The organism is Hallella bergensis DSM 17361, assembly GCF_000160535.1.
GTDB lineage: Bacteria > Bacteroidota > Bacteroidia > Bacteroidales > Bacteroidaceae > Prevotella > Prevotella bergensis.
The window spans coordinates 1-15,535 of the sequence record NZ_GG704786.1 but is presented as its reverse complement, the minus strand read 5'-3'; the positions used below and the strand labels follow the sequence as shown (position 1 = coordinate 15,535).

At 49.2% G+C, this 15,535-nt stretch carries 15 protein-coding genes; 11 read left to right on the top strand and 4 right to left on the bottom strand.

What is annotated here, in order from left to right; genetic code table 11:
- The first annotated feature begins 57 nt into the window (after nt 1-57).
- The 7 genes from HMPREF0645_RS12475 (at nt 58) to HMPREF0645_RS12445 (ending at nt 7,889) form a co-directional block, all read left to right on the top strand.
- A complete protein-coding gene (locus HMPREF0645_RS12475; RefSeq protein WP_007175414.1) occupies nt 58-1,200 on the top strand; it encodes an aspartate aminotransferase family protein in 1,143 nt (380 codons plus the stop codon).
- A 27-nt stretch (nt 1,201-1,227) separates the two neighbouring features.
- On the top strand, nt 1,228-2,013 hold the full coding sequence (gene proC, locus HMPREF0645_RS12470; RefSeq protein ID WP_007175413.1) for a pyrroline-5-carboxylate reductase: 786 nt from the start codon (nt 1,228-1,230) through the stop codon (nt 2,011-2,013).
- A gap of 91 nt (nt 2,014-2,104) precedes the next feature.
- The gene (locus tag HMPREF0645_RS12465) at nt 2,105-2,668 is read left to right on the top strand and encodes a helix-turn-helix domain-containing protein (RefSeq protein ID WP_007175412.1); all 564 of its coding nucleotides are present in this window, start codon (nt 2,105-2,107) and stop codon (nt 2,666-2,668) included.
- A 23-nt stretch (nt 2,669-2,691) separates the two neighbouring features.
- Nucleotides 2,692-4,392 (top strand): AMP-binding protein, encoded by a 1,701-nt coding sequence (locus HMPREF0645_RS12460; protein WP_007175411.1) that lies wholly within the window; start codon nt 2,692-2,694, stop codon nt 4,390-4,392.
- A gap of 24 nt (nt 4,393-4,416) precedes the next feature.
- Nucleotides 4,417-5,532 (top strand): glutamate 5-kinase, encoded by a 1,116-nt coding sequence (gene proB / locus HMPREF0645_RS12455; protein ID WP_007175410.1) that lies wholly within the window; start codon nt 4,417-4,419, stop codon nt 5,530-5,532.
- A gap of 84 nt (nt 5,533-5,616) precedes the next feature.
- A complete protein-coding gene (locus tag HMPREF0645_RS12450; RefSeq protein WP_044123689.1) occupies nt 5,617-6,870 on the top strand; it encodes a glutamate-5-semialdehyde dehydrogenase in 1,254 nt (417 codons plus the stop codon).
- A 53-nt stretch (nt 6,871-6,923) separates the two neighbouring features.
- Nucleotides 6,924-7,889, top strand: a complete 966-nt coding sequence (locus tag HMPREF0645_RS12445; RefSeq protein ID WP_044123688.1) for a Rossmann-fold NAD(P)-binding domain-containing protein — start codon at nt 6,924-6,926, stop codon at nt 7,887-7,889.
- A gap of 332 nt (nt 7,890-8,221) precedes the next feature.
- Here HMPREF0645_RS12445 and HMPREF0645_RS12440 read toward each other — a convergent pair whose 3' ends face one another.
- Both HMPREF0645_RS12440 and HMPREF0645_RS12435 read right to left on the bottom strand, forming a co-directional pair.
- Entirely contained in the window at nt 8,222-8,935 is a 714-nt protein-coding gene (locus HMPREF0645_RS12440; protein ID WP_044123687.1) for a Bax inhibitor-1/YccA family protein, read from the bottom strand.
- Between the two features lie 150 nt (nt 8,936-9,085).
- Nucleotides 9,086-10,303, bottom strand: coding sequence for a glycoside hydrolase family 88 protein (locus HMPREF0645_RS12435; protein ID WP_044123686.1), 1,218 nt, complete (start codon nt 10,301-10,303; stop codon nt 9,086-9,088).
- 318 nt (nt 10,304-10,621) lie between these two features.
- Here HMPREF0645_RS12435 and HMPREF0645_RS12430 point away from each other — a divergent pair, with 318 nt between their 5' ends.
- The 3 genes from HMPREF0645_RS12430 to yfcE are packed head-to-tail and all read left to right on the top strand — an operon-like array spanning nt 10,622 to nt 12,103.
- Nucleotides 10,622-10,822, top strand: a complete 201-nt coding sequence (locus HMPREF0645_RS12430) for a hypothetical protein (RefSeq protein WP_211205385.1) — start codon at nt 10,622-10,624, stop codon at nt 10,820-10,822.
- Nucleotides 10,823-10,827: 5 nt separating this feature from the next.
- On the top strand, nt 10,828-11,553 hold the full coding sequence (locus HMPREF0645_RS12425) for a sigma-70 family RNA polymerase sigma factor (protein ID WP_044123684.1): 726 nt from the start codon (nt 10,828-10,830) through the stop codon (nt 11,551-11,553).
- A gap of 4 nt (nt 11,554-11,557) precedes the next feature.
- Complete coding sequence (gene yfcE, locus HMPREF0645_RS12420) at nt 11,558-12,103, top strand: phosphodiesterase (protein WP_007175403.1); 546 nt, start codon at nt 11,558-11,560, stop codon at nt 12,101-12,103.
- Between the two features lie 608 nt (nt 12,104-12,711).
- Here yfcE and HMPREF0645_RS12415 read toward each other — a convergent pair.
- Entirely contained in the window at nt 12,712-13,071 is a 360-nt protein-coding gene (locus tag HMPREF0645_RS12415; RefSeq protein WP_044123682.1) for a hypothetical protein, read from the bottom strand.
- 350 nt (nt 13,072-13,421) lie between these two features.
- Entirely contained in the window at nt 13,422-13,847 is a 426-nt protein-coding gene (locus HMPREF0645_RS12410; RefSeq protein WP_245544036.1) for a hypothetical protein, read from the bottom strand.
- A gap of 586 nt (nt 13,848-14,433) precedes the next feature.
- Between HMPREF0645_RS12410 and HMPREF0645_RS12405 the strand changes: the two genes are divergently transcribed.
- Nucleotides 14,434-15,030 carry an outer membrane beta-barrel protein gene (locus tag HMPREF0645_RS12405; RefSeq protein WP_007175398.1) on the top strand — a complete coding sequence of 199 codons (597 nt, stop codon included), beginning with the start codon at nt 14,434-14,436 and terminating at the stop codon, nt 15,028-15,030.
- Nucleotides 15,031-15,535: the final 505 nt, after the last annotated feature.

The following is a 15,535-nucleotide window of genomic DNA, read 5'->3' as shown; positions in this document are numbered from 1 at the left end:
TTACACATAGAATATTGAAGAAATCCTTTCTTTCCCCCTCTCTTAATTTAAATAAATATGAAATTATTCGACGTATATCCGCTCTTTGACATTAACATTGTCAAGGGCAAAGACACAAAAGTATGGGACGACAAAGGTCAGGAATATCTTGACCTTTACGGCGGACACGCCGTGATCAGCATTGGGCATTGCCATCCACACTATGTGGACATGTTGACCAATCAGCTCCAGCGACTGGGTTTCTATTCAAACAGTGTGATTAACAAGCTGCAACAGCAAGTGGCCGAACGACTGGGTCGGGCAAGCGGTTGCGAGGACTATCAGTTCTTTATGGTGAACAGTGGGGCAGAGGCTAACGAGAATGCCCTGAAGTTGGCCAGCTTTACCAACGGCAGGAAGCGCGTGCTGGCCGCAAGTCATGCCTTCCATGGACGCACCTCACTGGCCGTGGAGGTGACGGACAACCCCAAGATTGTGGCACCCATCAACCAAAACGGGCACGTCACCTTTCTCCCCTTAAACGACCTCGATGCCTGGGAGAAGGAATTGACCAAGGGTGATGTGTGCGCCTGCATCATAGAATGCATACAAGGTATAGGCGGTTGCGTGATGGCCACGCAGGCGTTTGCGCAAGGCTTGGCAGAAGCCTGCAAAAAGCATGGCACCATCTTGATTTGCGATGAGATACAGTGTGGATATGGTCGGAGCGGCAAGTTCTTCGCCCATCAATGGCTGGGCATCAAGCCCGACCTCATCACTGTGGCCAAAGGCATTGCCAACGGCTACCCGGTAGGCGGGCTGCTCATTTCGCCTGACTTCAAGCCTGTGTATGGTCAACTCGGCACCACGTTTGGTGGCAACCACCTGGGGTGTACGGCAGCGCTGGCCGTGCTCGACGTGTTTGAGCAGGAAAAATTGGTGGAGAATGCACACGAGGTGGGCGAATATCTCATTAGTCAACTCAGGGAGCTGCAGAAAACAGAGCCACACATCACCGAGGTGCGTGGACGCGGACTGATGATAGGCGTGGTGATGGACCTACCGCATAAGGAGGTGCGAGGCAAACTCATTCACGAGCAGCATGTGTTTACGGGCTGTGCCGGCACAAATATCCTACGCATCCTCCCGCCACTGACATTGTCAAAAGCCGAGGCGGACGACTTCGTGAGTAGGTTGAAAAAAGTTTTTGAAACCCTTTGATTACCTTTATAATAATAGTATAGAATCATGAAAATAGCTGTTATCGGCGCCGGCGAGATGGGTGGTGCCTTCGCAACCGGTTTGCTGAAAGGAAACATGTTTAAGCCAAGCGACATTACCGTGGCCAATCCTCATGAGGATAAATTAAAGCAGTTTGCCCAAATGGGAGCCTGCATCACCACAGACAACACGGTGGCCATACATCATGCCGACCTTGTGGCCTTGGTGGTGAAGCCCGGTGTGGTGAAATCCGTGATTGAAGAGCTGAAACCTGAACTCGATTATGACAAGCAGATTGTCATCAACATGGCCGCTTCTGTGACCATCGCCCAACTGGAAGAATGGCTGAAGAAAAACAGTGAAGTGCCCAGGATATTCCAAGTGCTGCCCAATATTGGCATTGCCGAGCGGGCATCCATGAGTTTCATCGCTCCCAACGCCAAAGGCCGGGAGTGCTTGGATAAGGTGAAGGCTATCTTCGACGACTTGGGCAAAACGATGATCACCGACGAACGCTTGCTTTTTGCCGGCACGGCCATGGCCGGATGCGGCATTGCCTACGTCATGCGTTTTGTGCGCGCAGCCTCAGAGGCCGGCGTGGAACTGGGCTTCAGGGCTGACGATGCCAAGGAAATCATCGTGCAGACCATGAATGGAGCGGTCAAGTTGTTGCAAGAAAGTGGGCATCATCCAGAAGCGGAGATAGACAAGGTGACCACCCCCGGCGGTATGACCATCAAAGGACTCAATGCCATGGAGAGGAACGGATTCTCTAATGCCGTTATCGAAGGCATCAAAGCTTCTCTTGTATAATATAGGTTAAGAAGACCTCCTCCATTGCGCCACATGGTTTTTATATCTCATAATTTCTTTGTACCTTTGGCTCGATTTTAATTCATTCAGCATGGAAGAAGAAACAGCTATACAGATCGGCAAGCGCCTGAAAGGCCTGCGCGAGGTTCTGGACATTCCGGTAGACGAGATTGCCCTGCTGTGCGGCATTACCCACGACGAATACCTACAAATGGAGGAGGGTGAAGGAACAGGCTACCTTCATGTGAGTAGCCTGCAAAAGATAGCCAAGCAATATGGCATTAGCCTCGATGAATTGCTTTTTGGCGAGGAACCGCGCATGAGCAGTTACTTCCTGACTCGCAAGGGAATGGGTCAGACTACAGAGCGACGCGAAGCGTACAAATACCAGAGTCTGGCCAGTGGTTTCCGCGGACGCAAAGCCGATCCCTTCTTGGTGGTTATCAATCCCAAGCCCGAAGATGCTGTCATCAGCAAGAGCTCGCATGCCAACCAGGAGTTTGACATGGTGATGAAAGGCTGTTTGGAGATCACCATAGGCGAAAAAGTGTTGATACTCAACGAAGGCGACAGCTTGTATTTCGACTCGACACAGCCTCACTGCTTGAGGGCATTAAACGGCGAGCCGGTGACCTTGTTGGCTATTATCTTCTAAACAGGAGAAACGAAACTAAAACAATGATAGAAAGATTTCTAACGCAGACCCATTTCAATTCAGAGGATGACTTCAACAAGAACCTACATTTCAGGATACCACAAAACTTTAATTTTGCCTACGATGTCATGGATGTGTGGGCAGAAGAATGCCCGGACAAGGTTTGCCTGATATGGGCAAGCGAGCGCGGAGAGGAAGTAATTACTACCTTTGCGCAGTTCAAGGAGCAGACAGATCGCACGGCAGCCTACTTTCAGAGCTTGGGCATTCATCGTGGCGACAAGGTGATGCTGATATTGAAGCGCCATTACCAGTGGTGGCTTTCGATGATGGCGCTGTGCAAAATAGGAGCAGTGGCCATCCCGGCAACCCACATGCTGACCCACAAGGACATTGCCTACCGCAACCAGCGGGCCTCAGTCAAGGCCATCATCTGTGTCAATGATGAATACGTGACCACTCAAGTAGCTGAGGCCATGCCCGACAGCCCAACGGTAAAGGTCCTTGTCGCCGTCAACTCCATAGCACAAGCGAGCAGCCCCGTGCCCCAGGGGTTCCACGATTGGCGCAAGGAATGGGACTCGGCACCACAGTTTGTGCGTCCGGAACAGGTCAACTCCAACGAGGATACCATGCTCATGTATTTCACCAGTGGCACCAGTGGCGAACCCAAGATTGTGGCCCACAACCACCTTTACGCCCTCGGGCACCTGGCAACCGGAGTATTTTGGCACCACCTCAACGAGGAAAGCATCCACCTCACCGTGGCCGACACCGGATGGGGAAAGGCTGTTTGGGGCAAACTCTACGGCCAATGGTTTGCCGGTGCGACCGTTTTCGTATTCGATCACGAAAAGTTTACGGCCGACAAGGTGATGAAAGCGATGGTCAAATACCACGTCACATCGTTTTGCGCCCCACCCACCATCTATCGGTTTATGCTTCAGGAGGACTTCGATAATTACGATTTCTCTGCCCTGAAATACTGTACCACGGCCGGAGAAGCGCTGGAACCCGTGGTCTATGAACGTTTCCAAAAGCGTACGGGAATCCAAATCAAGGAGGGATTCGGACAAACCGAAACCACCATGACGCTCGGAACATACCCATGGATGAAGCCCAAGCCGGGGTCGATGGGCAAGCCTTCCGCCCAATACAACATTCGCCTGCTGCGTCCGGACGGCACCGACTGCGAGGAAGGGGAGAAGGGTGAAATCTGCATCGACACCCATAGTGGTAAGCCCATCGGCCTTTTCAAAGGATATTATCGCGACGAGGAGTTAACCAAGAAAGTATGGCACGACAACGTTTACCACACCGGCGACCTTGCCTGGCGCGATGAGGAAGGCTACTACTGGTTCTTGGGGCGAGCCGACGATGTGATCAAGAGCTCCGGCTATCGTATCGGTCCGTTCGAGGTGGAAAGTGCATTGATGACCCACCCCGCCGTGGTGGAGTGTGCCGTCACTGGTATTCCGGATCCCATCAGAGGTATGGTGGTCAAGGCTACCGTGGTTTTGAGCAAGAAGTATCAGCATCAAGCAGGAGAGCAATTGGTCAAGGAACTCCAAGACCACGTGAAGCACGAGACGGCCCCCTACAAATATCCACGTGTCATTGAGTTCGCAGAGACCCTGCCCAAGACCATCAGTGGCAAGATCAGACGTGTGGAAATCAGGGAAAACGATGCGAAAAAGCATCATTTACAAAAACTCGATTCATAGCAGAATAATAAAAAAAGAAGTACGATGACAGTCCAACAGCATACCGGGCGCAACACCAAAACCCCACGGAAGAAACGCCTGATTATCAAAGTGGGTAGCAATGTGCTGACCCGAAACGATGGCAAACTCGATGTAACCCGCATGTCGTCCATCGTCGATCAAGTGGTATGGCTCAAGCGAAACGGGTACGAAGTGATCCTCATTTCGTCCGGAGCGGTGGCCAGTGGACGCAACGAGCTACGCGTTAACAAGAAGTTGGACAGTGTGAAGCAGCGCCAACTGTTTTCCGCATTGGGGCAGGTGAAACTCATCGGACTCTATTACGACCTGTTCCGCGAATACAATATGCATATCGGGCAGGTGCTTACCATGAAGGAGAGTTTCTCTACCCGGGACGAATACCTCAACCAACGGGCTTGCATGAACGTGATGCTCGAAAACGGTGTGATTCCCATTGTCAACGAAAACGACACCGTAAGTGTTACCGAACTGATGTTTACCGATAACGACGAACTTGCCGGTCTTCTTGCCTCGATGATGGGAGCTGACACGCTTATCATCCTTTCCAATGTGGATGGCATCTACAATGGCAACCCCAAAGCGCCTCTGTCACGTGTCATTCCGATTGTTAATTACGACCGTGACCTCAGCGAATACATCCAAGACACCAAGAGCAACTTCGGGCGGGGAGGCATGATCACCAAGACCAACATTGCCCGCAAAGTGGCCGAAGAGGGCATCAAGGTGGTCATTGCCAATGGCAAGACCAACAACATCCTCATCAATTTGGTTTCGAAACCACAAGAAACCCTGCATACAGAATTCCTCCCCAACCCCAACCCCACCTCGCAAGTGAAGAAGTGGATAGCCCATAGCGAAAGCTTTGCCAAAGGGAAAATTCATATCAATGACAAAGCAGAAGAGGCTCTCAAGGGCGACAAGGCGGTGAGCCTGTTGCTCGTTGGAGTCACTGGAATAGAGGGCGATTTCGAGGAGGGCGACATTATTAATGTGGTGGACAATCAAGGCAACACCATGGCTATTGGCCGAAGCAACTATGCCTCCGATGAAGCGAGGAAGCTCATCGGCACCCACGACCTCAAGCCCCTTATCCACTACGACTATCTGTATATCGAATAATATCGGGGAGAGAAGTTTGTTTCCCATAACATGCCATACTTTCCCTCGGCTGCCCCATAGCTAAGACTCTTAAAAATAATGCTCATGCAACTCGACCAAACATTCAAATGCGTCAAGAAGGCCAGCAAAACGCTTGGCCTGATGACCGACGATCAACGAAACCATATACTCCATCTTGTAGCCGACGCCATTGTCTCGGAAACTTCCAAGCTATTGGAAGCCAACGCGCAGGACCTTGCACGCATGGACCGAGCCAACCCTTTGTACGACCGGTTGCAACTCACCGAGACCCGTCTCAAGGACATTGCCGACAGCATGCGACAGGTTGCAGCCCTCCCTTCTCCTTTGGGACACACGCTCAAGCACCAAGTGCTCGACAACGGCATGGATCTTCAACGTGTCAGCGTTCCGTTCGGAGTTATCGGTGTTATCTATGAAGCCAGACCGAATGTAACCTTTGATGTGTTCGCGCTCTGCCTGAAAAGCGGCAATGCCTGCATCTTGAAATGCGGTCGTGATGCTGTTGATTCATGTCGAGCTGGCGTGGAACTCATCCACCGTGTATTGCAGAAAGAAGGTATCAATCCCGACGTCGTGGCTTTGCTCCCTGCTACTCACGAGGCAACGGGCGAGATGCTGCAAGCCACCGACTTTATCGACCTGTGCATACCGCGAGGTGGCAAACGACTCATCAACTTTGTTCGTGATACGGCCAAAGTGCCTGTCATCGAGACTGGTGCGGGCGTGGTGCATTGCTATTTCGACGCCGAAGGCGACCTCACTATTGGTCAAAAGGTCATCGACAATGCCAAGACACGTCGCGTCAGTGTATGCAATGCGCTCGACACCCTCATCATCCATGCCAACCGACTGAACGACCTCCCCTTGCTTTGCAAGCCTTTAGCCGAAAAGCAAGTGAAGATTCACGCCGACCAACGTGCGTTCCAGGCGCTTCAAGGCAACTATCCAGCCGACCTGCTCACCACTATCAACAGTAGTGAAGAGTGGCACACGGAATGGCTGAGTATGCAGATGGGACTGAAAACTGTTGACTCTATCGATGAGGCTATCGACCATATCGACTCTTACGGCAGTGGGCACAGCGAGAGCATCATCACCGAAAACAAAGAGGCTGCCCGCAAGTTCCAGGCCATGGTTGATGCGGCCTGCGTCTACGTCAACACGCCCACGAGCTTCACCGACGGGGGGCAATTCGGACTCGGCGCAGAGATTGGCATCAGCACCCAGAAGCTTGGCGCACGCGGTCCAATGGCACTCGAAGAGATGACCACGTACAAATGGCTCATTGAGGGAAGGGGACAAGTAAGGGAAGAGTGATGAGTGAAGAGAGAAGAATGAGGAGATAATAAACCATAAACTGCAAGGATATGATGAAAAAGTTTTTTCACGTCGAAGACATTGGCAACCTGAACAAGGCCATCAAAGATGCGAAAGAGGTAAAAGCGAACCGCTACGCTTACCAGAACTTGGGCAAAAACAAGACACTGTTGATGATTTTCTTCAATAATTCGCTGCGCACCCGACTGTCCACCCAGAAGGCGGCGATGAACCTCGGCATGAATGTCATCGTGCTCGACGTAAACGCCGGTGCATGGAAATTAGAGACCGAGCGCGGTGTTATCATGGACGGCGACAAGAGCGAACATCTGCTCGAAGCTATCCCCGTGATGAGTTGCTACTGCGACATCATCGCCGTGCGCTCGTTTGCAGGACTCGAAAATCGCGAGTTCGACTACGCTGAAACCATTGTCAACCAGTTTGTGAAATACTCAGGTAAGCCCGTTGTGGCCATGGAAACGGCCACCGTGCACCCGCTTCAGGCCTTTGCCGACCTCATCACCATCGAGGAGCATAAGCAAACGGCACGCCCCAAGGTTGTCCTCACCTGGGCTCCCCACTGTCGCGCCCTGCCTCAGGCCGTGCCCAACTCGTTTGCCGAATGGATGAACGCGGCCGATGTTGACTTCGTCATCACCCATCCCGAGGGCTACGAACTCGATCCACGCTTCGTGGGCGAAGCCCGGGTGGAGTACGACCAGCGCAAGGCACTTGAAGGAGCCGACTTCGTTTATGCCAAGAACTGGAGTTGTCCGGGCGTGAAAAACTTAAGCGACTATGGCCGGATTCTCTCCAAAGACATGAGCTGGACCATTGATGCCGAGCACATGAGTTGGACCAACAACGGACGGTTCATGCACTGTCTGCCCGTGCGCCGCGGCCTGATCGTCACCGACGACGTAATCGAAGGTGAGCGTAGCCTCGTCATTCCCGAAGCTGCCAACCGTGAAATCTCGGCTCAAGTGGTGCTGAAACGCGTGCTGGAAGCACTGAAATAGCATGTCGTTACATCGTTTTGTTTCATCGTGAGGTCACAGCGGCCTGATCGCCTTATGATAAGACCGTAAACGCATCGTCTCGGAATTTTTCATCCGATTCCTACAGAATAGTTTGGTTGAAACTTGACGCTTTTTGCTCCAGATGTTTCAACAAATACATCGGAAAACAGTTATACGATTTTACGTACAGGAGCATTGCTGCGAGATTCTTGTGTGGCAAAATCTCAGAAAACGAACGGCCTTGCAAACCCGGTAATGGGTTGCAAGGCCGTCTCAATAACTGTCGCGTTTTCTCATGCGCAAGAGGGGGGGGAGAGTAGGGGAGTGAGCTTTTAGTCCCTACCTCCGAAAATCCTCAGCATATACAAGAAGAGGTTGATAAAGTCGAGATATAAGCTCAGGGCTCCCAGCAGGGCAATCTTCTGCGCACCCTCGCCCATGTCCATCTGCATGGCGAGCATCCTCTTGATTTTCTGGCTGTCCCAAGCAGTGAGCCCCACAAAGATAGCCACACCGATGTAGCACAGAATCATGTCGAACATGGCACTCTTCATGAAGAGGTTCACCACCGTGGCGATGATCAGTCCGATGAGTGCCATAAAGAGAATGCTGCCCAGTTTCGACAGGTCAGTCTTGGTGAAATAACCGTAGGCGGCCATGGCTGCGAACGTGCCGGAGGTGATGAAGAAGACCTTGGCGATCGATGTCAAGCTATACACCAAGAAAATGCTCGAGAGCGTCACGCCGTTCAGGGCGGAGAAGACGATAAAGAGCGTGGTGGCTATGGTGAGCGATAGCTTGCTGATGCGGGCCGTGGTGTAGAATACCAAACCCAGTTCGGCTATAAACAGCACCCAGATGGTCATGCTGTTGGCATAGAGCATCTGCAGGATGCTGGGACTGGTGGCCACGCCGTATGCGCAGATTCCCGTGATGGCCAGTGCCATCGTCATCCATATGTACACCTTACGCATCAGGGCGGGGAAAACGGCCGAGAGGGCACCCTCCTTTTCGCGTATGAGTTGTTCTAATTCTTTTACTTCCATGTTGCTTTTATTTGTATGATACATTGATTACGCTGCAAATATATATCTTTTATTATACAAAAGCAAGAAGCGTGCCACTCTTTTTCTCTTTTTTAAGTAACAGTGTCATTCTGTTCCTCCCCGCTGTGTCGTGTGTAAAATTTGTAGGACTCAGGGGGTCGCATGCCGCGCGTTTTTAATTTTTAGCAGCGCCTCAAGATAATAGTAGTCTGCATAGATAATGCTGGCGTCGATCTCTGAACCTGCAGGGTGATGACCAGTGCTGTGCTTCAGAAAGGCAACGTTGTCCTTGCCCGACAAATACTTCGACGAACTCAGGTCAGCTAACATTTTTATAGCTTCCTGTCTGTAATATGCACCTTTTTCTCCTTGGACATAGTCGGCAAGTTCCAAGAGGGCATCTGCCACGATACAGGCTGCACTTGCATCCTTAGGGGCTTTCAGACCCCTGGGGTCGTCAAAATCCCACAGCGGCACCCTGTCGTCACTTATCTCGTGCAACCGTCTCAGGTATATGTCGGTAACCTTCTGCGCAAAATCGAGAAACACCTTTTTCTTTGTCCAGCGGTACACCATTGTGTAACCATAGATAGCCCAGCTCTGACCGCGGGTCCACATCGAATAGTCTGCATACCCCTGATGCGTCACGCCCTGCTTGAACACTCCGCTCTCCAAATCATACACGGCGACATGAAAGCATGAGCCGTCCGGACGAAAATGATGTCGCATGGTCGTTGTGGCATGATTCACTGCAATAGCATGCAGCAACGGGTTCCCTCCATGCGCTGCTGCCCAGAACAGCAGGTCGAGGTTCATCATATTATCCATGATCGTGTTATGACCACCAAACATCTCTACATTCCGAGGCCAACTCAAAAGGGTTCCCACCAACGGATTGTACAGTGTTGCCAGTGAGTCGGCGGAGGCAAGAATCACTTTCTTGTAATTCTCTGAACGATTCTGTTCATACCCCTTGCCAAAAGCATTGAACATTACAAACCCGATGTCATGGTCATAGACAGGTTGATAGGCAATGTGCCGCAGACTCTCCGTGTATCCCTCGGCAGCTTTCTTCACATCTTTATCACCACGAGCAGCATAGTCCATCCAAAGAATACCGGGCCAGAAACCGGAGCACCATTCTTCGGCAACGGCCTGACGAGTGTTCCAGCCTGATTGCCTGTCATCTTTGAGTATATTGCGGGGTTGTTGTGTGTAGTCATAGCTCCCATCTTTCTTCTGCAACGCTTTCAAGGCGCGATGCACCTGGGTGTTACAATAGTCCAACTGTCTTTCAACATCGAGTTGCTGTGCATGAGAAGCCAACACGCCCCCTATCAAGGCAACGGATATAAAAAATCTCTTCATCATCGTTTTATAATAATACGCATGTACAAAGCGATCTACTTAAACCAATCATCGACTCTCCACGATTATTTCGCATCGACTTTTCACGACTTTACACGGCATTTTATATCCTGATAAAATCGTGCAAAGTCGTGTCTGTCGTTGCAAAAAATGTCGTGCAAAGTCGTTGCCTATAAAACCGCTGCCATCTTTTGCCGGAGGGCGTCTATCGGAATGTTGGTGGAGGAAATAAAAAGCATATTATCGTGAATGATGCTTAAAATCGCTTGCCTTTTCAGTTTTTTATACGTAACTTTACCAGGAAATAATAACAAAACGATGGAAGAAATAGCAGCTTATCGCGCAAAAATACTACAGGTGTTGGTAAATGCCAAAGATGCGGACGGCAAGTTGAGACTCACTGAAGACCAGGCTAAACAGCTGGCAAACGAGTTCTCTGATGCCGAACTGGAAGAGGGTATGGCGTTCAATACGCCTGAAGAGGTTGCCGAATTGCTGCTTGATTCCGGATTAGAATAATGGGTATGAACAAAGAAAAGGATTCAATCAACAGATACCTCAACGACATCGGGCATCACAATCTGCTCAGTAACGAGGAGGAATTGCAACTCGCCGACCGCATACAGGCTGGCGACAGCCAAGCCATTGAGGAACTCACTTCGGCCAATCTGACTTACGTGATAACATTGGCCAACCAATATGTAAAGCGTGGATTGGCGCTGGAAGACTTGATCAGTGAGGGTAATATCGGCATGCTTCAGGCTGCAACCAAGTTTAGCCGGGATGCGGGTAAGCGGTTTGTGGCTTTTGCTGCACCATATATTCGCGATGCCATGGAGCAAGCCATAGAACAGCAGGCCGGACTCTACCGGGTGCCACGAAATGCCGATAACAATAAGTTGGAAAAGAAACGGAGCAAGGCTTTGTCTATTGATGAACCCTTGTGCGGCAGCCACGAACTGAGTTTGGGGCATGTCATTCCGGACCGCAACGCCACGGTGCCTGACGAAGACCTTGAAAAGGATATGCTCCTGGGGGAACTCACGGAACTTATCGCCGACCTGGATCAGCGAGAGCAACAGGTGATTCGGGCTCTCTATGGGATTGGGACTGAAGCCAAAACCATGTTGGAGACGGGCATGGCCATGGGCTTGAAGCGGGAGCGCGTGCGGCAAATACGCAACAAGGCCATTCGCAAGATTTGCAGGCTAACCAAAAGTTCTGACCTGAAGGACTATCTCAAAAGCTGAGACCATGAAATATCTTTTGGTGTCTGATATCCACGGGTCACTGCCCCGGCTCAACCAGGCGCTCGACTTTTATCATGCACAGCAATGCGACATGATGTTGCTCTTGGGCGATATCATTAACTATGGGCCGCGTAACAGCATTCCCGAGGGACTCGATGGCAGGGGAGTGGCCGAAGCCCTGAATGCCATGGCCAACGATATTGTGGCTGTGCGCGGAAACTGTGACGCTGAAGTGGATCAGATGTTGCTCGACTTTCCGATGCTCAGCGATTACGTACTTCTGATAGAAAATGGACGGCGCATTCTCCTCACTCATGGTCATATATATAATAAGGTGAATTTGCCGAAAGGGCATTTCGATGCTGTGCTCACCGGACATACACATCTTTGGGAACTCGAAGACAACGGCAGGGGAACACTGTTTTGCAACACAGGCTCTATCACTTTCCCCAAAAACGGCAACCCGCCTACGCTGGGAATGATAGAGAACAACAGGGTGAGCATGTTCACCTTGGATGGCCATCTGCTCAAACAAGCTTGGATTCCGTAAGGAAGTAAATCGCAAATAGGTGGTTACATCTGGTGTCGGTTGGGGCAGGCTGCTGGGAGGTTCCCGATGATTGCCTTGCCGCCGGCAATCCGGCAGTTATCAAGAAAAGGTTGCGCTGACCAGTCGTTCTCTTGGTTCGAATGTTTTTTTCTTGCCCCTTCTCTTTTTAGTCCTTTCGATGTGGAGGTTTCCCGTTTGTAAACTTTCTTGACATTTTCCGGCCTTTTTTGTTAGATCATCCAGCGCAGAAAGCGCCATGTTTCGGCCGATATTTTTAGTCGGGAAAGCGAGAAAAATCCAAGTGAAGTGCGATTGCAGTCTTTTGGCATTGCGTTTAGGCCTCACATGCGACACGTCGACAGCCTTGTCGCCGTGCGGACAAGGCTTAACCGCACCGCCGATCGATATCCAACCGCAGGGGATAAAACTGTAAGGAAAAGTCCCTGTTTTGTAATCCGCTGACTGTCAACGCCTTGAATACATTGCTATTTTCCCCGTTTTTTGAGTCATGTGGTTTGTGTTTTGAAATACGCGAAACAGCGCGCACCTTTTGTCAGAAATTATACACATCGGTGTAACGGACATTTTCTGAGGATGCTGTGGTTTGTTCAGTTATCCTGATGATTCAAAATGTACTCCATTTCCCCAAGCATTCGCAAAGTCAACGTATTATCCACTTTAATGCCCTTTTTTAAAGTTCCCCTCCCTACACTCAAGGCAGCCACCGTATCTCCCTCTGAAAGATAAAGTTTGAACTGCTTATAATTGGGAGCAATCTTTACGGGAACCATATTTGCAGCTGCCTGATAATACAATTTAGCCTGTGAGGAAATTCCTCGCTTCATCAAATAATCTCCATACCAGCAGTAAGTATCTGAACTGGGAAACAGAAATGCTGCTTTCTCAAGCAATTCTCCTCTCTGCTTTAACCCTATACCCAAGTTTTCTTTTTGTGCATACATGAACATAATGTCCGGATTGTTCTGAAAACAGGAATAGTATTTAAAATCAAACAAGGAATTTCTGTATATTCCATATAAATATATAACTACACCTGAAAAGAATGTTAAAAGAGCCGGCGCTATGTATATATCGCCCAGTCCACCCCCCCACTTCCCTATCCCACAATAGGATGCCTTGCAATAAGTGGGAGCGTGTTGTACCATGTAATCAGACGGCCATTGGCAGATGAGGGGTTGAGCCTATACAGGAGGTAGCATCCTATATAAGCTATGCATGCAATACGGGCAAACAATATCAGCGCTAACCGTTTCGTTTCCCTGACTATTATGTTGTTTTCTTAACAAGCCCGCTCCTGTTACCATAAAATCGTTTTTCCAAATTCGGTCTTGTAGTTTTGCCAATCTCTTTTCTTTCCTTCTGTTTTGCGCTTATAGTCCGTAATCCTGGCATCTATTTTCACAAGAACATCAACCTTGTATATGTCGTTACTGTCACACCATCTGGTCAATTTATGGATATACCTATTTGTCTCGTGTGGAAACAGATATCTCCCTTTACCACGTGGTTGGTGAAACTGGTCGTCATAAATCAATCTCTCCGCATGCCCGAGCACATGCCCCCTGCTTTCTTTGAAGGTAAAAGAAATTGTGTTTGAATATTTGTAAAAATTGCCATAGTCGATTGGAATAAAATTAAAATAACTATCTATTTTATTATTCAAGGACAGGGTAACTTCTTTTGTCTCTGAGCTATATTCCAACCCAATAGCTATCTGTGCCATCCCCTGAATAGAGAATACAAGGCATATCATCAATATGTAACGTCTCATGTCAAAACGATATTAAACTGTTATTTTGTTTTTAGTATAGATATTATTTGCTCAAACTTCCATTGTAAAAAATCTATTAATCCTTGATAGTGTTCAGTTCTTTCAATATTGTTCTTCTTTTCTGCTACGTATGTTTCAACTTCTTTCTTATACCAGTCTATCGTCCTCGCATTATATTCAATCAACAGTTCACTTAACTCATCTTTTGTAACTTTTGGAAAGGGCTACAAGGATACTAAAACTTTCCATCGGAGAGGGAGGGGAACACCCCTTTTTTTCTCTGAAAAAATATCTTTTTCGCTCCTTTTGAGTATCTCCAAAAGTTGCATTTCTTGATTGAACTTACGAAAAACGTCAAAATTTCAACACCCAAAACAAGAGTCTTATAAAACAAATAACTAATTTTGCACTTGCTGATGTAACTCCACACGATCGTATGCACGACTGGGCAACCGTGCTTGGGGACTTCAACGAAAAACGATAAAGAGCAGATGTTTAAATATCTGTTTACTAACTTATAATTTATAGCATAACAACAATGAAAAGAACTTTTCTTATCATGCTCCTGCTCACAGGAATACTTGCTGCCAACGCGCAAGCCAAAAAGTGGGAGCACAACGTCTACCTCTCCGGAGGTTTACTGATCAACAAAACCAATGACGGCAGCGAAACCGGACTCTCTGCACGCATTGGCTACGGACTGAATCGCTATTTCAGCGAAAAATTCTCGGTGATGGCCGGCGTGGCACTCAGAAACGTAACAGAGTCGCCGTTCAGTAGCAAAGATGGCAGCGATAACGACAACTTCACGTTTCTGGATATCCCCATCGTGGCTCAATACCACATGGCAGGACAAGGCAATGGGTGGGTATTCGGGCTGGGACCCGTGCTCTCCTTCACTGCAAACAATGACACTTACAACATAGATGCCATCCCAGACAGCCCTCTCAACCATATCAACAAGCTCAAGAACTTCGGTTTTGGGCTACAGCCCAGCGTGTTTTACCAAATCGGAAAGTTCCGCATAGGGGCTGAAGCATACGTCGGACTGACCGACATGGAAAAGAAAACCGCACACACAAAGGGCAGCCACTACATACACGACACGGTGGTGACTGTGCAGTTCCACTTCTGAAAAAACTGCAAACACATTTTCTGAACACATCGTCCCTCCCGACAAACCAGCCAATCAGCAACACCCTATCATCCGGTTGAGGGCAGAGGGAGGCGGGCAGCCGCCTGCGAACGACTACACATAAAAATAGGAAAACAATCACACGTTTTCCTATTTTTATTGTGTTATATCATCATATTAGGGCTATCAGCCTTGTATTTGGGTTGGGAAAGCCGAGAAACGACAACGTATGCGCATGTGGTATTTTTCTTTACAAACACCTCTCGAGGTTTTGCGTATTTAGTCTCCCTTTGAAAAGTATTTAGTGAATTGGTGAGCGAAACGGATGATGTTGCAAGCCTTTCGGCTTAGATTGCAGCGTAACTTTTGTCTTTAAGGATGCGCTCGTCGTAGACATGATGTTCGGTTTTGTCGTGATGTGGATACCAAACCTGCGCAAAGAAGGGGGTTCAGTTGGGCCTCCTCGTCATAGTTCCATGGCAGGGGGAGACTTTTAGGACTCCAA